This window comes from Vibrio sp. QJM3NY_39, assembly GCF_057785895.1.
Genome location: NZ_CM173505.1, coordinates 2,341,887 through 2,365,330, shown reverse-complemented (window position 1 = coordinate 2,365,330; position 23,444 = coordinate 2,341,887). Strand labels below are relative to the sequence as shown.

At 42.3% G+C, this 23,444-nt stretch carries 14 protein-coding genes; all 14 read left to right on the top strand.

Annotated elements, in window-relative coordinates:
* The first annotated feature begins 5 nt into the window (after positions 1–5).
* The 14 genes from hisC to pglZ all read left to right on the top strand — a co-directional run bounded on the left by hisC (position 6) and on the right by pglZ (position 23,397).
* Positions 6–1,046, top strand: coding sequence for a histidinol-phosphate transaminase (gene hisC / locus AC3CHU_RS10460; protein ID WP_102494321.1), 1,041 nt, complete (start codon positions 6–8; stop codon positions 1,044–1,046).
* Positions 1,047–1,177: 131 nt separating this feature from the next.
* Positions 1,178–2,266 (top strand): bifunctional histidinol-phosphatase/imidazoleglycerol-phosphate dehydratase HisB, encoded by a 1,089-nt coding sequence (hisB, locus tag AC3CHU_RS10455; protein ID WP_488524506.1) that lies wholly within the window; start codon positions 1,178–1,180, stop codon positions 2,264–2,266.
* Between the two features lie 24 nt (positions 2,267–2,290).
* Positions 2,291–2,905, top strand: coding sequence for an imidazole glycerol phosphate synthase subunit HisH (gene hisH, locus AC3CHU_RS10450; RefSeq protein ID WP_004734575.1), 615 nt, complete (start codon positions 2,291–2,293; stop codon positions 2,903–2,905).
* A gap of 43 nt (positions 2,906–2,948) precedes the next feature.
* Positions 2,949–3,686 carry a 1-(5-phosphoribosyl)-5-[(5-phosphoribosylamino)methylideneamino]imidazole-4-carboxamide isomerase gene (gene hisA / locus AC3CHU_RS10445; RefSeq protein WP_488524505.1) on the top strand — a complete coding sequence of 246 codons (738 nt, stop codon included), beginning with the start codon at positions 2,949–2,951 and terminating at the stop codon, positions 3,684–3,686.
* Positions 3,687–3,901: 215 nt separating this feature from the next.
* Positions 3,902–5,353 (top strand): hypothetical protein, encoded by a 1,452-nt coding sequence (locus AC3CHU_RS10440; RefSeq protein ID WP_488524504.1) that lies wholly within the window; start codon positions 3,902–3,904, stop codon positions 5,351–5,353.
* 794 nt (positions 5,354–6,147) lie between these two features.
* Complete coding sequence (locus AC3CHU_RS10435; protein WP_488524503.1) at positions 6,148–8,508, top strand: hypothetical protein; 2,361 nt, start codon at positions 6,148–6,150, stop codon at positions 8,506–8,508.
* A 479-nt stretch (positions 8,509–8,987) separates the two neighbouring features.
* Entirely contained in the window at positions 8,988–9,926 is a 939-nt protein-coding gene (locus tag AC3CHU_RS10430) for a hypothetical protein (protein WP_488524502.1), read from the top strand.
* A gap of 325 nt (positions 9,927–10,251) precedes the next feature.
* Positions 10,252–11,139 (top strand): helix-turn-helix transcriptional regulator, encoded by an 888-nt coding sequence (locus tag AC3CHU_RS10425; protein WP_488524501.1) that lies wholly within the window; start codon positions 10,252–10,254, stop codon positions 11,137–11,139.
* The gene (locus tag AC3CHU_RS10420) at positions 11,132–11,908 is read left to right on the top strand and encodes a hypothetical protein (RefSeq protein ID WP_488524500.1); all 777 of its coding nucleotides are present in this window, start codon (positions 11,132–11,134) and stop codon (positions 11,906–11,908) included. Before AC3CHU_RS10425 ends, AC3CHU_RS10420 begins: the two co-directional genes overlap by 8 nt.
* A gap of 2 nt (positions 11,909–11,910) precedes the next feature.
* Positions 11,911–12,456, top strand: coding sequence for a BREX protein BrxB domain-containing protein (locus AC3CHU_RS10415; RefSeq protein ID WP_488524499.1), 546 nt, complete (start codon positions 11,911–11,913; stop codon positions 12,454–12,456).
* A 12-nt stretch (positions 12,457–12,468) separates the two neighbouring features.
* Positions 12,469–15,942: a BREX system P-loop protein BrxC gene (gene brxC / locus AC3CHU_RS10410; protein WP_488524498.1), complete on the top strand. Its 3,474-nt coding sequence runs from the start codon at positions 12,469–12,471 to the stop codon at positions 15,940–15,942.
* A gap of 153 nt (positions 15,943–16,095) precedes the next feature.
* Positions 16,096–19,563, top strand: coding sequence for an Eco57I restriction-modification methylase domain-containing protein (locus AC3CHU_RS10405; protein ID WP_488524497.1), 3,468 nt, complete (start codon positions 16,096–16,098; stop codon positions 19,561–19,563).
* Complete coding sequence (locus AC3CHU_RS10400) at positions 19,556–21,361, top strand: DUF262 domain-containing protein (protein WP_488524496.1); 1,806 nt, start codon at positions 19,556–19,558, stop codon at positions 21,359–21,361. The genes AC3CHU_RS10405 and AC3CHU_RS10400 overlap by 8 nt, the downstream gene beginning before the upstream one ends.
* A complete protein-coding gene (gene pglZ / locus AC3CHU_RS10395) occupies positions 21,361–23,397 on the top strand; it encodes a BREX-1 system phosphatase PglZ type B (protein WP_488524495.1) in 2,037 nt (678 codons plus the stop codon). The genes AC3CHU_RS10400 and pglZ overlap by 1 nt, the downstream gene beginning before the upstream one ends.
* Positions 23,398–23,444 lie beyond the last annotated feature (47 nt).

Sequence of the window (23,444 nt, the reverse complement as noted above, 5' to 3'; positions counted from 1 at the left end):
AGGGCATGGAAAAGTTAGCAAGAAAACAAGTTCAGGCTCTTACACCTTATTTGTCTGCAAGACGCATTGGTGGCAGCGGAGATGTGTGGCTAAACGCTAACGAGTCTCCGTTTGATAACGAGTACAACCTAAACTTGTCTCGTCTAAACCGTTACAGCGAATGCCAGCCGAAAGAGTTGATTGATGCTTACGCGCAATATGCAGGCGTGAAATCAGAGCAAACGCTGACTACTCGTGGCGCTGACGAAGGTATCGAACTTTTGATTCGAGCTTTCTGCGAGCCGAACGAAGATTCGATTCTGTACTGCCCTCCGACTTACGGTATGTATGCTATCAGTGCCGAGACGATTGGTGTTGAGCGCAAGGTTGTGCCTTTAACGGCTGAATGGCAATTGAATCTTCCTGCTATTGAAGCTCAACTAGATAACGTGAAAGTAGTGTTTGTTTGTAGCCCAAACAACCCAACGGGTAACTTGGTTGATCGCAAAGACATCGTCAAACTGCTTGAAATGACGCAAGACAAAGCGATTGTGGTGATGGATGAAGCGTATATCGATTTCTGTCCAGAAGCGTCAACGGTCGACTTGCTTGAGCAATACCCGAACCTTGCGATTCTGCGCACCTTGTCGAAAGCTTTTGCTCTGGCGGGTTTACGTTGTGGCTTTACGCTAGCAAACAAAGCGCTTATCGATGTACTGTTGAAAGTGATTGCGCCTTACCCGGTTCCAATTCCAGTTGCTGACATTGCCGTTCAAGCGCTTTCTGAACAAGGGCTTGCGCGAGCGAAGTTCCAAGTTCTGGATTTAAGTGCTAACCGAGCGTATTTGCAAGCAGGTTTGTTGGGTATGCCTCAAGTGACGGTATTTGATGGTTGGGGTAACTACTTGCTGGTTAAATTCCCGAACGGCGATGAGTTGTTCAAAGCGGCATGGGACACGGGTATCATCTTGCGTAATTCGCCAATTGAAGACTGTGTTCGTATTAGTATTGGTAACCGCGAAGAGTGCGAAAAGACACTTGGATTCATTCGTAACTTTTTTCAGTAACGAAAGGCTTACCATTAATAACATTTGTCAGTCTGAGTTGATTAAAAACAGACTGGCAAATGAAACCAATATTTTGGGTTAGCGTTTGATTTTAGCTAGGCCAGCAGATTTAAAATTAAAAGGAAGTTCAAGTGAGTAAACAACAGAAAATACTTTTTATAGACCGTGATGGCACCTTAATTGTTGAGCCGCCAGTCGACTTTCAAGTAGACCGTTTAGACAAACTAAAATTCGAACCGCTAGTGATCCCTAGCCTACTGGCATTGCAAGATGCGGGTTACCGTTTAGTGATGGTGACTAACCAAGATGGTCTAGGCACAGATAGCTACCCACAAGAAGAGTTCGATGCTCCACACAATATGATGATGGAGTTCTTTGAGTCTCAAGGCGTTAAGTTTGACGATGTGCTTATTTGCCCTCACTTTGACGAAGACAACTGCTCTTGCCGTAAGCCTAAACTGGGTATGGTTAAAGAATACCTACAAGGCGGCAAAGTCGACTTCCAACACTCTGTTGTCATTGGCGATCGAATGACGGATCTTCAACTTGCTGAGAACATGGCAATTCGTGGTATCCAATACGGCCCGGATGCAGAAACGGAAGGCACACTCAACTGGCCACAGATCGTTAAAGATTTAACGGTTAATGCCCGTGTTGCTGAAGTGGTTCGTACGACCAAAGAAACCGATATTAAGGTAGCCGTAAACCTTGATGAAACCGGTGGCAACAAGATCGATACTGGCATGGGTTTCTTCGATCACATGCTTGATCAAATCGCGACACACGGCGGTTTCCAAATGAACCTGACTGTGCAGGGCGACCTACACATTGATGATCACCACACAATCGAAGACACCGCTCTCGCTTTAGGCCAAGCACTTAAAGATGCATTAGGCGATAAACGTGGTATCGGCCGTTTCGGTTTCAGCCTGCCTATGGATGAGTGCTTAGCTCAGTGTGCTCTAGACCTATCTGGTCGTCCGTACCTAAAATTTGATGCTAAGTTTAGCCGCGAGCAAGTGGGTGACCTTTCTACGGAGATGGTGGTTCACTTCTTCCGTTCTTTAACCGATACATTGGCTTGTACATTGCATCTTTCTTCAGCTGGTAATAATGATCACCACATTATTGAGAGCCTGTTTAAAGCGTTTGGTCGTACTCTTCGCCAAGCAATCAAAGTTGAAGGTAATGAATTACCAAGCAGCAAAGGCGTTCTGTAAGGCTAACGTTAGCAAGGAAAAACAATGAAAGATCAAAAAGTTGTTATTATTGATACTGGTTGTGCCAACGTTTCCTCAGTGAAGTTTGCGATTGAACGCCTGGGCTACGCAGTTGAAATTTCGAAAGAACCAAAAGTTGTTCTAGCTGCGGACAAGCTGTTCCTACCCGGTGTAGGTACAGCAAGTGAGGCAATGAAAAACTTGCAAGAGCGTGACCTTGTTAGTCTTGTGAAACAAGTAGAGAAACCTTTGCTGGGTATCTGTTTAGGTATGCAGCTGTTAGGCAAACTGTCTCAAGAGAAAGGCCAAAAAGCTGACGAGTTAGTTGAATGCTTAGGATTGTGTGATGGCGAAGTTCGTTTACTTGAAACGGGTGATTTGCCATTACCACACATGGGTTGGAACACAGTAACCGCGACACCTAACCACCCTCTATTCAAAGATATTGAAGAGGGCGAGTACTTCTACTTTGTACATAGCTTCGCAATGCCAGTGGGTGACTACACAATCGCACAATGTGATTACGGTAATCCGTTCACTGCGGCAGTGCAAAGTGGCAATTATTATGGTGTTCAATTCCACCCAGAGCGATCTTCGAAAGCTGGCTCTAAGCTGATTCAGAACTTCTTGGAATTGTAATAAGGATTAGGCAGCGGCTACCGTTACCAGATAAGGAATGTAAATGATTATTCCCGCGTTAGATTTAATTGAAGGCCAAGTTGTTCGCTTATTTCAAGGGGACTACGGGCAAGTAACAGAATACAAAGTCGATCCAGCAGAGCAGTTCAATCTGTATCACCAAGCTGGCGCAGGTTGGCTTCACCTTGTTGACTTAACGGGTGCAAAAGACACAACCGCTCGTCAACTTGACCTCATCGCCAAGCTACTTTCTAGTACGCCTGCCAATATCCAAATTGGTGGTGGTGTCCGTAACGAGCAAGATGTGGTCGACCTACTTGAAGCTGGCGCACAGCGCGTTGTGGTTGGTTCTACAGCAGTTAAGCAACCTGAGTTGGTTAAAGGTTGGATGGAGAAGTACGGCGCGGAAAAAATCGTGCTGGCTCTGGACATCAACATTGACGAAAGCGGCACACGTAAAGTGGCGATTTCAGGTTGGCAAGAAGATTCAGGCGTGACCATTGAAGCGCTAATTGAAGATTACCTCACGGTTGGCCTTAAACACGTTCTGTGTACTGATATTTCACGTGATGGCACGCTAGAAGGGTCAAACGTAGAGCTCTATGTTGATCTTTGTAAGCAGTACCCACAAGTGCAATTCCAATCATCAGGTGGCATTGGCAGTCTAGCTGATATCGAAGCACTGAAAGGCAGCGGCGTTGCGGGTGTGATTGTTGGTCGCGCACTGCTTGATGGCAAGTTCACAGCAGAGGAGGCATTTGCATGTTGGCAAAGCGAATAATGCTATAGCCAGGTTGTGCCGAATATAAATCTTCATAGATATTATGAAGTGAAAGCGTGGTAATATATTGATTTTTATGGATATTTTGAGGTTAATCCAGTTTGGGTTGCCTCGGAATATTTATGGTGATTTATAAGAAATGTTGAAAATCTGATGAAAAAAGTTCAGGCTGTTGAACATGTGTTGAAAAAAATCATGGTCAGGAGTGAATGTTTATGCCAAAAATCGCATGCAATTTTAGCGAAAGCTGGGTGCAGGATGAACTAAAAAAGGAGGATGCTGGAAGCCGAACATTTAAAGACACTAACAAGAAAGCGAATGGCTTGATGTTACGAGTTTCCCCTAAAGGAAAGGGTGCTTACTTTGTCGAAGGGCGAATCAAAGGTGGCAACGGAAGTGTATTGAGACCGCCAGTCGGTGATCCCTCAAAAATGCATCTTTATATAGCTCGCAACATTGCCTCCGAATTCCATGATCTAATGGAGCAGGGCAAAGACCCTCGTCTTGCTTATTACGCTCAGAATCTATCAGCTACTATCAAATCTGTTCATATTGATTACGTCTCACAGCGAGATCTCAAAGAGTCGAGCCTAAAATCTGTTAATGGCTTTTTAAGCGCCATGAGTGACTCGTTCAAAGAAAAAAATATTCTAGGTATCAGGCAAGACGATATTATAAAAGAGCATCAGAGCATAAAGCGTCGCCACACAGGAAAAGTCGCTGATAAAGTGATGCGACATGTTGATGCTCTTTTCAGAATGGCTGCTGCTGTTTATCTTGATGAAGATGAGATGCCAATCGTGCAGCGAAATCCAGTTGACGTTCTCAAGATACAGAAAATGTGGTTTTTCAACAATGGTTATACGGGTCGTAAAGCCGAAACTATTGATACCATTCATCTGCCTGATCTATTGAGTGCAATCGATCAGATGAAGAGCTTCAGAGGCACTAAAAAATTTGTATACAAAGAAAATCAAAGCATGTTTGTCGCCGCCTGTTTTTTTGAGTTGCTTTTATTTACAGGGTGGCGTCCAGGTGACTCTGCGAGTATTGAATGGCATCAGGTATCGGAAGACTGCAAAGAAATCACGTGGACTGATGAGGAAGCCGCTGAGAAGTTAAAAAATGCAGAGGGGATGTATAAAGCTCCACTGAATAGACAAGCTCAGAATGTGTTGCTTGAACTCAAAGCGCGTAACTTTGAATGTAAGTATGTCTTTCCCAATGCTAGCTTAAGCAATCACCTTAAAGCGAACCCGACGGATTACAATGATAAGCTAACTCAGTTGGCAGATACAGGTCAGCGTTATACGGCAGGAATATTCCGAAAGGCTTACCAGACTTTTGCTGAGTATGTGGGCGTTAACTCGGTGACGATTAAGAGACTCGTATTCCACACGCAGAACCATTATACCGTTCAAGGTGGATATATCTTTCCTGAAAGGGAAAATTTAAGGAAGAAGAGTCAGAGAGTTGCAGATTTTATCTTGTACCATGGAGATCGTGCAAATGAGCTTAAGACGCTGGGTGTTCAGATTAACTCTAAATTGATCATGTACGCTCAAGAGGAGTTAAGTAGGGATGACTGCAAGTTTGATACGGTTGAAGATATAATCGATCACTGGTGCCTTCAGGGACGTGTATTTGAAGAGATGAAAAGCAAGTAAGCAATATGATTGATTCTAGTTACTTGCTGTTTTCTGTTGCGTTGAAACAGTAAAGCCACGACTCACTAGTCAAGCTAGACACCTTTCTGGTCTATATTTCTTCTATAGGAAAGCGTAGATTCTGATCTAGAAGTAATCAGTGCTTTTGATTAATAGATGTTACTTAAGGTCTTGATACCTCTGCCGCAGCAAGCTGCGAATAGTTCGATATTTGCCTAGCATGATTGCTGGCTGTTTTTTGTTCGATATACTCACTTTTTACTATTTATATATACATAATAGTAAAAAGTGAGTTGTTGGATGCTTGGTCAGTGGATAGTGAGTTTTGGTAAAAGATATACGGCTTTCTCAATTTCGTATTGTTATACATGTGCATCTTACAGGGACAAGCTCGGCTCATTTCTGCGCAGCAGGATGATTGGAGAAAATAATAAGAACGCAATTGCTCAACCATCAAATTCAACGCCAAAATCTAAGGTCAAAGACTCCAGTCTGACTGTAAAATCTACAGCATGCAGTCATTACACCCTATAAATTCTTAGATTATGGTTCTAGCCTGATAGTGAAGCTCAGTGGACTATTTTCAATGTGAGGCTAAAAGCCTCAACTCCACAAGGTGCTAATTCACCACGTGGTGTTGTGAGTTGCATATTTCTGTGAGTTCAAACGTCCATCTATGCTGTGATTCAATATATCTAGTTTCTTCATTATTAATATTTTAAAAATAACTTTGACTGCGACAAATTTGCGTAGTACTGTATCTGTATTGGACAGAATTAAAAATACAGGTTCACATGAAGGGATTAGAGAAGGCAAAGCATACAGCCCCGCACATAGCGCATAATATTGATTTTAGCGAATCTAAAAAGGTAGAAATCGCAATAGCTCCAGAGCGGATTACTAAGAGGATACTAGAACAAGATCCTCAAGCAAGAATCATTGAGGTGAGTAATGAGAGTGCAATGCCTGATGTTTTCGATTACTACTTAAATGACAAATCAATTAAGCTTATCGTTACAGTTAGTAAAGACAAGCTATCTGATGCTATTCAAGAACAACGTTTCACTTACAAGAGCGATGTTGTTTGTTTCGAAACTCGTGAACGCTTCAGTTTCAAAGACACTTTTAGTTTGAATGCACGTATGCTTATACTGACTGGCGATAGTATTTACAGAAATGCTTTGGTATCCATTATTCAGTCGATAATCAACGTAAAAATGGGTAAAGCAAAGCTGGTTAAAACTCTTACTAAGCTAGGTATGCCGCGACCAGTAACTGAAGATGTTATCAGCCGAAAAAATTGGAAGCTGGCGAACACGGTGAAGGGCAATTTGTTTTTGCCTAAATTTAATAATATTTTAAATATAAATAACATTAAAGAAGCATCTAATGCGGTGGCGTCAGCAATGAAAGCTCAAACTGGCTTAGGTAAAAATGTTGACTACATCGACCCTGCCATCAAGGAAGCTTTAGAGAATGGCAAGAAAGTGTCATTTATCACATCTCTAAAGGCAATTATTAGCAAGAATTCTAAAACGCATGAAGATGTTTGTGCAGGCTTTACCAGCTATGAGGTGGGGCAGAACATTATTGATGCTACAAATCCAAATGCATTCGCTGTGTGCATCAATTCTCTGAACCGAAAGATTTTTCTTGACCAAGTTCTTGGTAGCGATCTGGTTGTAATTGATGAAATCGAATCTTGCATTCGAGGAATCTTGTTAGGTAATGATAGTGAAAAATCTAAGCGACGCATGTGCAGGGCAGAGCGCAAGTCAATTATTGGGGCATTAGTGAGAGTAATTAAATTGGCACCGAGGCTGGTTGTTGCTGACGCCGATATCTCGCCACTGACTGCTAAATTTCTAGTTTCTATTCGTCCTGATATCCAAATTTATAACATTGAGCAGGACTATAGTGATATTACTGCAAGTGTTGCCACTAAAGCAATGGTAATGCAGGAAGCAGCAAACTTAATTCGAGGATGTAGAGACTATGTAGTGGTAATGTTTGACCAGGTAAGAGAGTTAAATGACTTCTTGAAAGGGTTAGACCTTAATGATGAAACTGCACTTGAAGCGGGCTTTCTGGTTCTAAACTCAGCAACGAGCGGTAGAAAGGAGCAGAAAGAATTTCTTGACGATCCAAACACTATATTAGCTCAAAAAAAGTATAGGGCTATTTTATGTTCACCGACCTTAGGACGAGGGTTTTCCATAACTTATCATTACACCAATAAAGTGTTTGTAATTGCCAATGGTGTGCTTGACCCTGCGAGCACAGTGCAGTTTGCAAGACGGTTTAGGACAGCTACAGAGATCGTATTTGGTGTTAGTACTAAGCACAAAATAACAGTCGATCATGTAGCCTTGCTAAAAACAGCAGATACCACAGAAGATGCAGCATTTGATCGAATGCTTGCTGAATACAAAACAGAGCATGAGCTGCTTACTAGCAATATTTCAATTACTCTCACTGAGACTCTCAGGGCTCTAAAGTTCTGTATGGCTGAGCACGCCTCTCTAAATGCTTCAGAAGAAGAGGTGAAGGCCGTAGAGGAAGGTGCTAAAAGCAATGCTAAAGGAAACAAAGAGAATGAAGTTAAGTGCACACTGGAAGCTGAGAATAAAACAGAAGCCGAAATAAAGGGGCTTGAGAAGAAAGTTGGTAGGACGAGACAAGAGCACTTTGAGGTTAAGCGTTATGAGTATCAGCAAAAAACTGGCATTAAAGAAATTACCAAAGCTGAGATTGATTTCTGTAATAAATTTTCAAAGAGTGCATTCAGGTTCTTTGAAAATGAAAATTCTTTAGTACGTGAGGCGTTTGAAAAAGCGATAGTTGGAAAGCCTGGTAACTCAGAGGTTTTGATCAATCAGAGTATTGCTATGGATATTTTTAAACAGATGCTGCCGAGCGTTGAAATTATCAATGAATCTCTCGTTCAGAATTTGCGAGTTGCAGAGAAAATGAGCCCGTCAGGTGTACAAAAGTCTGTTAAAGCGATTCTTGAAGCAGCAGGGTTTAGAAGTAGACGGCGGAAGCGCGTAATTGGTGGCAAATCAGTTAATGTGAACGTCTATACGCTATCACCACTTGCCATAAAAAACGCTAGATACTTTGGTTTAGAGACTAAAGGGTTGCAATATTTTTAAAATGAACATAAAATAATATTTTAAAAATAATTAAAGATGAGCTTGAGGGTGTAATGAGTATTGCAGAGCAATTCGAACAAAAATCAGAGCTGTCAGCGGAGGAGTTAAGAAAGCTTTTGCTAAGTCTTGGATATATGAATCATCTAAAAAAGCCTTGTTCTAAAACTCTCTCTTTAATGTTGAATGTAAGTATAAGGAGCGCCCAAAGGATGCTCAATGATGTTGGCTTATCAACAGTCTATTACGATCATTTGTTGTTCCAATTAGGTGTTAAAGAGCCTAGTTTCCCAATACATTAATATAATAAACTAATTCTCCGAAAGAACATTGTAGAGCCTTTAAATGTCCATAATTAATAATTTAAAAATAATGGCGGATGGTATTAATGTGCTGGTGAGAGTAGGTTTGATTAAATTATTATTGATGCATAGTGATTGTTTTCAATTTAATATATTAAAAATAAACAAAAGGTAGATTTGATGGCGAGGAAACCTTTAACTGAGTATGAAAAAGCTGTTAGGGCTGCCTGTAGATTACATGTGAAGCTTCAAGAGCTGATCGCTGCTGCACGGATGGAAACTGAAGAAGACCGAGAAGGAATTGTGGCTTTAAATAAATCTCGGCGCGGAAGACCTGCTCAAACGGCTAAAGATATTGCACTCAAAGCTCATGAGGGATATCAGGTTGCAGTTGCTCGTGTTCGCGAGATAGAGAACCAAGAGTCACGTACTAAAATGAGTGAATTTGATATTCAATCTTACAATGACCCTGTGATAAATAAGCCAAAAGGTATAGGTCATTCAGGGCAACCAAAAAATAATGAGATTGATGATTTAGAAGCTCTAATTAGACGTATCGGCAAACGTATTAATGCGATTAACCATGGCAAGGAAATATCTAAATATCTAACGAAAGAGGAAAAAATTTCTGGTTGTGAGAAGCAAATTCTAGATGCTGAAGCTCAAATTAGGGAACTTGAAGCGTTATTGACACCGCCAGAAGTCGCTTACCAACAAATTAAGCGTGCCCGCCAAGTTTGTAGAGAAGCGAGAGCAGAGTATAAGAAGCAGCGTATGATGTGTGCTTTGCATGGTAAGTCTGAAGAGTTTTTTGATGAAAGTGGTGTAATTAATGCTGAACTACTTTCGGCGAAAAACAACTTAAATGAAGCTGAGTCCCAAGTAGAAATATTAGAGAGCGCTTATAAAAAAGAGTTTGGGGACTTCAAGAATAGCGAGTGTGGAGCGGATAACCTATCTCGGCGATCACGAAAGAATACACTTGCAGCACAACATGCAGAGGTACTAATGGCAGAGCGAAAAGCAAAAAAACACCCCAAACAACGAACAGTAAGCTCCAGACATCTAGAGAAAGGAGATGAAAAAGTTGGTCAAAGGTTTAGGAAAACGAATGATTGAGGTGCTTAGTTCTTAGGAATTCTTAACCACTTTAAGAATTCTTAAATCCGCTAAGAACTGATAAGAATTAGAGTAATACATTCAGTATTGAAGAAGAGAGTATCCACTCGTCTGTTTTCAGGAAAACCAAACATGTTTGGTTTTTCTGGGGATGTAAAGCCTAACTAACCTTGAGTTTGAAAACGGACAGCCAATGGCCGTTTTCCATTAGCAAACTCATAATACATTAACTAACTTTCTATATCACACCATCTAATCATTTTGATTGTACCATGCTTGTGTTTAGAGTATATTTACCGTCAGACATTCTCAACAGAAGTTTCTGATGAAAAAACTCGAACAATTACCTCACGCACAACGAGAACGCCTAGCTTTTATTGATTTTAGCTTGAGCTATTTTGGCGAGATTACTAGAGCAGACCTCATCGCTAAATTCCAGACGGGTTTAGCAGCAGCAACTCGCGATTTTGCCACTTATAAAGAGTTCGCACCACTCAATTTAGAGCTAATCCATCAATCAAAGTCTTATCATCGTACAGAGCAGTTTTTGCCTCTGTTTGAGCACGATCCCGATACCGTGTTAGTGAGCCTTGCTAGAGGCTTTGGTGATGGATTGGCGAGCCAATTGGAAAACAGCCAAGTTTGTGTTCAGGCACAGCAGTTGAATAAACCTTCAACAGATATTTTGTCTGCGATCATGCGTGCTATCCACAAAAAGACAGCCTTAAAGGTTAAGTACGTTTCCCTAAGTTCAGGTAACTCCACAAGAAGCATTGTGCCTCATAGTCTTGCGAATAACGGCAGTCGTTGGCATGTTCGTGCTTATGACCGTTCGACAAGTTCGTTTCGTGATTTCGTTCTTACCCGAATCAAATCTGCGAGCCTTGCTCTAAACGAAGTCGACAGCATTAAAGAATCGATAGCAGCAGACAAACAGTGGAATCGAATTGTGGACTTGACATTAACTCCCCATCCTAAGGCTAAGCATCCAGAAGCGATTGAGCTTGATTACGGCATGGTTAAGGGAAGACTTCATGTGGAGAGTCGTGCTGCGCTGGCTGGCTATTTGCTAAACCAATGGAATGTGGATTGCTCAAGTACTTATCAATTAAACCCTCAGAAATACCATTTAGCACTGGAAGAAAATGCAGCCATTTATGGTGTTGAGACTGCGAACTTAGCTCCTGGTTACGAAGGTAACAGAAATGAATAATGAAGCTCAATTAAAAGCACTAGGTTTCAAGTTTGGTAATAGTGGTGCTCATACATCTCGTAGCATGATGATCGAAGAGCTGAAAATTTTACTATTTGGACGTCCTGAAAACGCGACACTCGAAGACTATAGAGAAGACATTGAAGTATTCAATGTCCTTCAAAAACCAAGCGAAAATGCACGTAAGTACAGTTTCCAACCTCTGGCTTCAATGTATGGTTTATCACCAGATATTTTCTTATTTCAAGTGTTTCGAGATTGGTGGGAGCAACATGAGGGATCTCAACCGATTCTAGCACTGCAACTTGCTGTAGCCAGAGATCCATTGTTGCGTAGTTCTGCTGAAGTAGTTCTTAGCTTAGAGCCAGGTCAGCACCTAGCTAGAGAGACAATGGAGACGTTCTTATCGAAGGATGATTCTGAACGTTTCAGTGCAGCATCACTAAAATCATTCGCACAAAATATTAATGGCACCTGGACGCAAGCTGGTTATCTATCAGGCAGGGCAAAGAAGTATCGAGAAATCCCAGAAGTAAGCTACGTGAACGTTGCTTATGCTCTATTTCTTGCCCACTGCCATGGACTTAGTGGTCAACGCTTGTTCGATAGTTTCTGGTGTCGCATGTTGGCTCAAGATAAAGAACGATTGTTTGAACTAGCACATAGAGCATCACTAAGAGGAATGATTAACTTCAAGCAGGCAAGTGAAGTGGTTGAAGTAACTTTCCCAGGTCTAGTCATGCCCGAATTTAATGAATCTGAGGACTAATGATGTCAGACCGATTATTTAAACTACTAACAAGCTTTGAAAAACACATAAGCATTCCGTGGCCTGTCGCGGTGTCTGCTGATGAGCGAACTATTTTTTTGGTCTACCACAAAGAAGACGAGCTAAAACTACGTGCGCGTGTCGAAGAGTTTGAGCAGGCTTGCGTTAAGCATGACCACCCTTGGCAACTGCTAGATTTGACTCATAGTTTTGAAAACTGGATGTCAGAGCAAGATTACAAAGAAACATACTTTGAAGATCCTGAGTATCTTAAAGGACTCTACGATGACTTCGCCGATGAGTTGGTGGATGAACTCATCAGTAAAGTTGAATCAAATCAATCGGAAGATGGGGTTATCACTCTATTAGGTTGTGGCACCTTATTTGGCTTTGCGTCTGTATCGGGCGTTGTAGAGTCGTTAGCAGAAAAGGTGACTGGTCGTTTAGTGGTCTTCTTCCCAGGCGAAGTACAAAATAACAATTATCAATTATTAGATGCGAAAGACGGTTGGGGATATCACGCAACTGCCATTTCAGCAACGTCATAAGGGCTTTATTCAATGTTAAACCGTGAAATTTTCGTTAACGATCCAATTGATAGTCGCTTGGCTAACAACGGGGTTGCTCAGGTAAAAGATGACTTATCAAAAGGTGCTTTAGACACGCTGGAATATGAGTTGCGTACATTCGTTTGTGATGGTGCCTATGCTAGAGGTATGGACAGCATTTTGAGCAACTATTTGTCAGCGTTTAAGACAAACAACGAACAACCAGGCGTGTGGATTAGTGGCTTCTTTGGTTCAGGTAAATCTCACCTTGCAAAGATGCTTCGTACTCTTTGGACAAACCAAACGCTAAACAATGGCTCTAATGCACGTTCAACCGCAGATTTACCTGAGCACATTGTGAAACACTTTGACGAGCTATCATCTATTGCAGCAAGCAACGGTGGGATTTACGCAGCATCAGGTACTTTAGGTGCAGGTGCTGGTGATAAAGTTCGCATGGCATTCCTCGGTATTATTTTTAAATCTGCTGGTTTACCAGAGCAATATCATCTAGCTCGCTTTGTTATGTGGCTAAAAGCTGAAGGCGTTTTTGAACAAGTTAAGTCGTTTGTTGGAGCTAAGGCAAAAGTGAAAGAGGGTGTAGATCCTTGGACGAAAGAGCTTAAAAACCTGCACGTATCTCCAATCATGCATGACGCAGTTCTGCAAGCAATTCCAGGTATCGGCGCAGATATGAAAGAAGTGCGCGAGATGCTACGCGCCCAATACAAGATTATTGATGATGTGACCAATGATGAGATGGTCTCTGCGATTGTAGATGCCATCTCTAATGACGGTGAACTACCACTAACTTTAGTTGTATTGGATGAAGTGCAACAATACATCGGTGATAACGTTCAGAAAGCGTTTGATGTACAAGAGGTAGTCGAAACCTGTAGCGGCGCTAGTGCGCTTAAGTCAAAGTTATTATTTGTAGCAACAGGGCAAAGTGCCTTGTCTGGTATGGCAAACCTTCAACGTCTAATGGGTCGTTTCCAAGTCCCTGTGCAGTTAGAAGATACGGATGTAGATGCAGTTATCCGAAAAGTTATCCTGCAAAAGAAATCTTCAGCAGAAAGTGCTGTTCGAACAGTAGTGGACGACAACCTAGGTGAAATCTCTCGTCACCTTCGTGGCAGTACCATCGAACACAATAAAGATGACGAACAATGGATGGTGCCAGATTACCCTTTATTACCTGTGCGTAGACGTTTCTGGGAGCGCATCTTACCAGCGCTAGATAAAACGGGCACAGGTTCTCAGCTACGTAACCAGCTACGTGTTGTTCATGAAGCACTAAAGACAACCGCAGACAAAGAGCTGGGCTACGTTGTACCTGCTGATTTTCTTTATGACCAGATTTCAACAAACCTACTGCAAACTGGTGTGATCTCTAAAGAAATTTACGAAACCATTAGCCGTAAGCGTGGTGGTGATGAGGATTCTCAACTGCAAGGTCGCTTACTATCTCTAATCTTATTAATCAGCAAGCTACCAGCAGAGATGGAATACGGCATTTATGCAACAGTAGATACACTATCTGACTTGTTATTAGAAGATCTTCACAACGACAAGCATAAACTGCGCCCGCTTGTGCCCAAGATGCTTCAACAATTGGAAGATGAACATGAGATTATGTCTCGTGAGACAGGTCAAGGTCGAGAGTTCAGTCTTCAAACGGTAGAAAGCCAAGCTTGGTATGATGAATTTCGTAAGCAAGAAAACGATCTTATGGGCAACCCTCAGACGTTAGAGGCGTACCGTTCGAAAGAAATCCAACGTTATATCACCCAACAAGTGGCACAAGCTCGAATTGTTCAAGGAGAAGTAAAGGAGCCGAGAGCAATTAATCCTTCATTTGATTCTGAATTACCAATTGGAGCCACAAAACGTATTTATGCTTGGGCGCCAGAGCAGACCGAGAAGCAGTTTAACGACCTTTCTCGTGGTGCAGATCCAGACAGTGCAACCATCTATGTCTATGTGCCAACCATCCATCGTAGTGAGTTGAAGAATGCGATTGTTGCGCTTAAGGCGGCAGAAAACACGTTAGAAGTACGTGGTCGAGCAACAACAGAAGCGGGTAAAGATGCACTGCAAGCGATGGAAACTCGTTTGAGCGAGGCTGAACGTGCTAAGAAAGGTTTCTTGAATGATATCTTCTCCCAGATCCAAGTTCGTTTGGCTGGTGGTCAGGAAGTGGAAGGTGAGACACTTGCAGAGCAGATGCAAAATGCAGGTGCTTTAGCTTGTCAGCGTTTGTACAACAAATTCAAAATGGCGGACAGCCGTGGCTGGGCAAAAGTTTATAGCCAAGCAAGTAAGCTTGCTGACCCTAACGCACTTGAAGCTGTAGAGTTTAATGGCGAAGCACATCAGCAACCAGTATGTGCAGAGGTCTACCGCTATATCGGTGCAATGAAAACGGGCAAAGATATTCGCGATAACTTCAAAGACGCGCCATACGGTTGGGGTAACGATGTAGTCGATGGTGCATTGTATGCAATGTTAGCAGCAGGCGTACTACGAGCATCTGATGTGCAAGAGCGTGCGATTGATGCCAAAAGCCTAGACCGAAGCTCAGTGACGCAAACTAAATTCCGACCTGAAAACGTAACGTTATCTAAAGTGCAGCTTATTAAAGTGCGTGGTGTCGTTTCTACCTTGCTTGAAGAAGCGTGCAATACAGGTGAAGAAGCAACTAAATTGCCCCTTGCCATTATTAATGCGAAAAATGTAGCCCGTAGTGCGGGTGGAGACGCGCCACTACCTATGGCACCAAGTACTGCCTTGCTATCAGATCTTGAAATGTACTCAGGTAATGACCAGCTGCAAAAAGCATTTGATAGCAAAGATCGTTTGATTAGTGATTTCCAGCAATGGAAAGATCAAGCGCATAAAGCTGAACTTCGTCTTAAGCTATGGAAAAAGCTCACTCAAGCGATGGAGTACTGCTACCCACTTGCGATATACAAAGAGCTACAACAAGAACAACAGGCGATCATTACTAACCGAAGCTTGTTATCTGATCCTTGCCCAGTAAAACCATTGTTGGATAAAGCGACCAATGAACTTCGAACTTCTTTAACTGCACATCGTGAGCGTTATGAAGAAGAATATCGAGCGTGCATGTCTGATCTATTAGCGGATGAAAACTGGCAAAAGCTTGATGAAGCGAAGCGTAATGAGTTTTTGAAGAAGCGTAACTTAGATAACATCCCATCAATTAATATTGCAGATGAAGATTCGGTATTTAACTCACTGGATGAAACCAGCTTTAATAGATGGAATGACAAAGTAGCATTGCTTCCTGGCATCTTTGATGCGGTATTAAAAGATGCGATCAGTGAACTTCAACCTAAAACGAAGTATTACAAGCTCAACAAGCCATTGCTAGAATCGGAAGATGACTTGCAGAAGTGGCTAGCTGACATAGAGCGAGAGCTACGCACGGAATTAGGAAACGGGCCAGTTGTACCACAGTAATATCACTTTGTTTTTAGATACCACCTTCTAAAAGAACATCGCCTAGGAGGTATTCTCCTAGGCGAATTGAAGTTTGTGGTTAACGAACACTATCTCAATAGTCCAAATGCTCTTATCTAGGTAGGGCAGACTAATAGAATTAAGAAGAACGATATGAGACAAGCATTAGATAAAACACTGCGTAAGAAGCTAGAAGATACAGTAGTTAAAGCCCGCGATATTGTAGAACAAGCTGTATTTGAAGCGCTACAACGTTTGGGTGTGGCAGAAGCGCAAGCTCCAAGCTATTTAAACGAAGAAGAACGTGCGCTACGTAATAAGTTGCGTGCCCACGCTCGTCAGCTCGGCGACAAGTTAGACTCTTCACCTGGAAACAAGGGTAAGCAAGAAACTGAGCGACTAATCAACGAAATGGCGTATGAGCATTGGCATCGTATGCTGTTTGCTCGTTACCTAGAGCAAAATGACCTATTGATGTATGACGAGTACACACCAGTCACGCTAGATGAATGTTTTGAGTTGGCAGAAGAAGAGCCAGATTGCAAAGATGGTTGGGAACTAGCTGGTCGCTTGGCGCAGAAAATGCTTCCACAAATTTTCCGTGTTGATTCGCCTGTTTTCGATATCAAGCTTTCAATGAACCGCGTTGAAGAGTTAGAAAATTTAATTGCACAAATAGACCCTAAAACTTACCAAGCACAAGACAGCTTAGGGTGGTGTTACCAGTTCTGGCAGACTAAGAAGAAAGAACAGGTTAACAAATCGGGTGTGAAAATTGGTGCGCAAGAGTTAAGTCCTGTTACCCAGCTATTCACTGAACCATACATGGTGAGCTTCTTGCTTGATAATGCTTTAGGCGCATGGTGGGCGAATAAACGTCTAACTCAAGATGATTTAATTCGTGCCAACAATGAGCAAGAACTTCGTCAATTAGCTTCGATTCCTGGAGTACCGCTAGAATATCTGCGTTTATCGAAGGAAGAGAATGCCGACAGCGAATCAAAAGCAGCTCAATGGAAATTAGCAGCAGGTGGGTTTGAAAAATGGCCTGAGCACTTGTCGGAGCTTAAAACACTCGATCCTTGCTGTGGTTCTGGTCACTTCTTAGTTGCTGTTTTCTTAATGCTTATCCCTATGCGTATGCACCTTGAGGGTCTCTCTGAGCAACAAGCTATTGATGCTGTACTGCGTGACAATATTCATGGTCTTGAACTTGACCAACGCTGTGTAGAGCTGGCGGCATTTGCACTGGCTTTAGAAGCATGGCGCTATCCAAACGCTGGTGGTTACCGTGTATTGCCTGAGCTTCAATTAGCTTGTTCAGGTATGTCGATTGAGGAAGCACAAAAAGAGTGGAAGGATTTAGCAAAAGGTGATGAGGCACTAACAGGTGCAATTGCTTGGATGCAGCATACCTTTAAAGATGCGCCAACTTTGGGGAGTTTAATTGATCCAACTAAGAGTCTTCAAAAAGGACAAACACCTCCTTGGGAGTTGTTGCAAAATTTAGTCAGCAATAAGCCTGGAGTTACCAGTAGCGCTAAAACATCGGCAAAGGGTTTGGCAAAGGCAGCTTCTTTATTATCTCACCACTATTGCTGGGTTATCACTAACGTACCTTTTTTAGGTTCAAAACGTCAAAGCTTAAAACTCAAGGATTATTGTCAAGAAAATTACCCATTGTCTCATGCAGGCTTAGAGACAGTGTTTATTGAAAAATTGATAGATTTGAGTGATGTTGACGGGATATGTTCTTTTGTATCAAATCAGACATGGACATTTCTTCCGACACTAAAGCATTTTCGTCAGTCATTGTTGAGTGATACCTCTTTTTCAATAGCATCACGACTAGGCTCTGGCGCTTTTGAAACAATTTCTGGAGAGGTTGTTAATGTATGCCTAGTTTCATTAGGAAGGAAATACAATAAAAGTCCTAATGAGTTTTCTTTATGGGATGTACAACAAACTTTAGTGTTGGACAATAAGAAAAGTGAACTAAAAAGCTCGCCACCTACGACTATAAATCAAGATGAAGTATTAAACTCTGCCGATTCAATTATAAGCTCAATTGATGTTAATGCATCGACATTATTTGACTATTGTACGGCTACATCTGGTTTAAAAACAGGCGACAGAGACCGATTTAATAAGAAAGTTTGGGAAGTTCCAGAGTTTGGGGCGGCATGGGATTATTATCTTAGTTCATCTAAAGATGGAGACTTATATTCTGGCTGTGACGAACTCATATATTGGGAAGAAGATAACGGTGAATTATCTAAACTTGCTGAAAGTGTTAAACACTTGAATCATGTGGTTCAAAATTACAAAAGAGGTCGGACGGCTTGGGGTAAAAAGGGTATAGCTGTTTCAGCAGTTGGAAAAATCAGCTCTAAGATATATTTAGGTGATAAGTTTGACAGTAGTGTTACTGTACTGATTCCTAAGAATGAAGAAAATTATAATGCGATACTGGCATATTGTACAAGCTCACAATTTCAAACAGATCTAAGAAAGTTAGATTCTAAAGTTGCTGTAACTACATCTGCTACTCTAAAAGTTCCATTTGATTTACACTCTTGGTCTGGTTCGTCTGCGATAAGTTTTATTAATGGTTTACCACAACCTTATACTAACAACTTAACTCAGTGGCTTTTCCACGGTCACCCATGCGCATCAGTTATTTGGGACGAAGAGGCTAAAACGACTGCTGTAGCTAATTTTCGCCAAGATGACACGGTACTTCAAGTTGCTGTAGCTCGTTTACTCGGTTATCAATGGCCTGCTGAACTTGACCCTGAAATGGAACTATCGCCAGAAATGCGTGAGGTGATGAAGAAGAACGCAGACTTCGCTGGTTTGATTGATGATGATGGCATTGTTTGTATTCCAGCAGTACGTGGTGAGAAAACAGCAGGCAAGCGCTTGGAATCGATTCTACACAAAGCTTATGGTGACGAGTGGACAAATACAGTAGAAGCTAATTTACTAAAAGCGGTCAAAGGTAAAGACCTAGAAAGCTGGTTGCGTGATAAGTTCTTTGACCAACACTCGAAACTCTTCCAACACCGCCCATTTATTTGGCAGATTTGGGATGGCTTGAAAGATGGTTTCTCTGCCCTTGTTAACTACCACAAGCTCGATTACAAAGGTCTTGAGCGCTTGATTTATACTTACCTAGATGACTGGATTAGTACTCAAAAACGTGACGTTGCTGAAGGCAAAGATGGTGCAGATATTCGCTTAACTGCGGCTGAAAACCTTAAAACACAGCTAGAAGCGATTCTCGCAGGCGACTCTTTACCTGGAGGGCCTGGCTTAGACATCTTCGTGCGCTGGAAGCCATTAGCAGAGCAACCGATTGGTTGGAACCCAGACTTAAATGACGGGGTACGTCTTAACATCCGTCCATTTATGTTAGCGAAAGACGTGAGCAAAAAAGGCGCTGGTGTACTTCGTGGTAAGCCAAACATCCACTGGAAAAAAGACCGAGGTACAGACGTAGCTTCCGCTCCATGGTTTGACCTTGGCCCAGTCTACGGTGAGAGTGAGGGCAGTCGTATTAACGATCACCACCTGACGCTCGCTGAAAAGAAAGCGGCTAGGGAACAAGTGAATGATTAAGTCGGTAGAAAACTACGCGGTTTCTGCCCTGTTTAGCGTAGATGAGAAAGTCATCTACGCTATCCCTAGGTATCAGCGTGAATACACTTGGGGTAAATGGCAGTGGGATACATTATTTGAGGATTTGCTCGACAATGATCCAAGCTACTTTTTAGGTTCTATTATCTGTATCAACCAAAGTACTGACGCACTAGCTGTGCAATCATTAGAGCTGGTTGATGGTCAACAGAGAATGACTACTCTGTCATTGCTTAAAGCAGCCATATACTCCTGCTTCAAGAACCTGGACGTAGAACTCGAATTTGAACAACAACTCGAACTTCATAACTTGAAGCATAAGCTGATTTTGAAAAGCAATGCAGATCAGACACGTATTGTGCCGCAGGTTCAAAATAGCAATCAGCAGGATTATTTCTGGGTATTAAATCAAGCGGGCGTACTCAAAGAAGCTGACTACCCATCAAATGCAGGTAATCGGCGAATTGTTCGAGCTTTCCGACATTTCAGCTCTCGAATTGAGGAATATCTCCAAGAATCAAGCGATAGAGTGTCAGCGCTAACATCGCTAATAGAAAAAGTGAATACTGCAACCTTAGTCAAGATTGAGGTGGCAAGTCATGCTGATGCGTACACATTGTTTGAATCATTGAACAATAGAGGTGTGCCACTTACCGCGATTGATCTTATTAAAAACAAGCTACTTGCTAAGCTTGAAAGTGATGATGAAGGCCAAATCGACAAGCATTTCAATAATTGGACGAAGGTATTAAGTTACCTCGGTGATGATTATGGCGTTCAGGAGCGCTTTTTTAGGCAATACTACAATGCGTTTAAGCCTAAGTTGAAAGACATAGTTAGTGTTCCTGTTGCGACTAAGTCGAACCTGATGCAAGTCTATGAGAAGCTTATCTCACATGATGCAGAGACATTTCTTGCCAAGATGATTAAGCATTCTGAGCTGTATGCACAGATCATTTGCCATAACCAGGTTCCTGAGCAACCAAGGCTTTCTTATTTGCTTGAAGATTTAGAACGTGTTCAAGGGGTGCCTTCTTATCTGCTTCTGATGCTGCTTTTTGCTAAGCAAGAAAAGCTAGGGTTGTCATTTGATCACCTAGAAAATATCACCAAGTTATTGATTGCTTTCTTTGTTAGACGTAATACAACCGACAAACCTGCCACTCGCGATCTTACTCGAATCTTTATGGATTTGACTGGGGTAATACCAACTCTTCAAGGGGATGAAATTGTTGATGCGGTGGCGACGAGCTTAAGTCGAGTTAGTGCTGATGACGAAACGTTTAAACGTGATTTGTCAGGCAACTTATACGCAGACAATAAGTCGGTGTGTCGTTACGTGTTGTGTGCGCTAGAGCAGAGTCGGATGACACGAGAGACAGAGCGCAATTTGTGGGTTGTTAAAGGTAAGCAGTTTGTCTGGACTATTGAGCATATCTTCCCGCAAGGAGAAAATATTCCTCAGTGCTGGGTCGATATGATCGCACAAGGTGATGAGGCTTTGGCGAAGCAGTATTTGGAAACACACGCTCATAAACTCGGTAATCTGACTATTTCTGGCTACAACAGTACGCTTGGAAACAAAAGCTTTATTGAAAAGCGAGATAGACAGGACAAGAAAGGCAGCCCTGTGGGATACAATAATGGTTTGTACCTCAATGCTGAGCTTGCTAAAGCTGATTCATGGTCGGTCGAGCAAATCGACAGTCGAACGCAAGATCTTGTGCAGCAGATTTTGCAGATGTACCCGTTACCAATTTCGAACAAAGAAAGGCTTTAATGTTAGTCGTCAATTATTTAATCGAGCAGTTGCGAAACTCAGCAACTTTTAATAAGTCGGTTCAAGTAGCACCTGCCGCCATTTTGTGGACAGACATTGATTGCCAATGGCAGTCCGCAATGCCATACATTAAACAGCAGTTGCCTGAGCTTATTGAGCTTGGTGACTACAAGCCAGAAGAGCGTACAGGCCCAGCGATTTGGGTTAAGTGTGCGATTGCTGGAAAACTGGAGGAGTGTGAACTACCAGAAGATAAAACGCCAATCATTTACCTTCCTGGCGTTGGGCGAAAAGATTTGCGAGCTATTGAGCAATGCCCTGAGTATTTACAGCCGTTGGCTGAACTGCAATACCGTGGTTGCTGGTGGGCGTATAACACGGCTGGGCGTGACTGGTCTGTTGGTTCGTTCTTAACTAATCCTAAAGTAGGTCTAGAACTCGACCTTGCAAAAGACACTAAAACTCAAGAAGCAATACTGAAGGTTTTGCCCGATCTACTAGAAACCCCAGCTACGAAGCTGTTGGGTAAGAAGTTAGAAGCGGAAGATTTCTACTCTATCGTTCTCGATGATCCTATCAAAGACATTTTGGGGTGGCTAAACAACCCAACCGAAAAAGCTGAGCAATGGCAAGGCAGTAAGTGGGATATTTTCAGCCAGTCATGCATTTCAAGATACGGTTTTGAACCGAGCGAAGCGAATATGGCACTTGCTTTGGAGTTGCTCTGTGATGCTCAAGGTGAATGGCAAGGTGTATGGGAGCGATTTGAAGAGACAGCAAGTAATCTTTCTGCATTGGTCGAACGCCTAAAAACAGTAGTACCATCGGGGCTTGCTTTTGACGCTCAAAATTACTTATCCGAAAACTTGCGTGATGAATCTGTTATTGAAGATGCATTTAAGCAAATTGCGGGCAGTAATCGTGAGAACCTGAAGCAGACGTTCACTGCACTGTGGAATAGCCAACAATCGCGCCAAGATTGGATTTGGTCTCAGCTAGGCTTTTCTCCTTGGCTAGACATTTTAGAGCAAGTTACGATTGTTCTTGAGCATACAGAGATTCCATTTACATCAGGTTCTCCAGAGGGCATGGCTGAGTTGTATACCAGTCGTTTTTGGCAGGCTGATGCAGCAGTGCTGAGTGCGATGGCAAAAGCGAAAGATATTCACCATCAGCAGTTGGTTGCTGATGTGCTGGCTGTTATATACACACCGTGGTTGGAAAGGGTAGCGCTTAACTTCCAAGATCAAGTCCGATTGAATGGTTACCCTGGAGATAAACAGTTAAAAGAAACATCAGCAAACTACTCTGTTGGTAGCCAAGTGATTTTCTTTGTGGATGGGTTGCGTTTTGATACTGCTAAGCGACTAGAGAAGAAGCTTTCTGAAATTGGCATTAATAGCGATCTTACCTCTCAATGGTCAGCACTTCCGTCATTAACTGCAACAGCAAAAGCCGCTGTGACACCACTGGCAGATCTGTTAACTGGTTTAGAAGATAATGATGATTTCATTCCCGCATTAGCGAGTACGCAAGCATCTTTTAGTAGTCACTACCTCAAGAAGCTTCTTTCTGAGCGAGATTGGCAATATCTAGATGGCCTTGAGACTGGTGAACCGAACGGCTATGCCTGGGTTCAGACAGGAGACTTAGACAACTTAGGTCACGAGCAACAGCTCAAGATGCCACAGTACATCGAACAGGTATTAGATGATGTGGTCGCACGAATTCGAGGTCTGTTGGATGTAGGATGGAAGCGAATCAAAATCGTCACTGATCACGGTTGGCTATGGGTGCCAGATGGCTTGCCAAAAGGTGAAATTCATAAGTCATTAGGAACAAACCGTCAGCGCCGCTGTGCGATATTGAAAAGCAATGTTCAATACGATGGTTTAATCGTACCTTGGTTTTGGAATCCTAGTGTATCTATCGCGATGGCTCCTGGCATCTCAGGCTATGTGTCGGGTGATCACTATAATCACGGTGGTCTGTCATTACAGGAGTGTTTGACGCCTGTGTTAAATATTAATCGATAAATAAAAGTGACTCGCATATGAAGTCACAATGATAATAAAGGTAATAA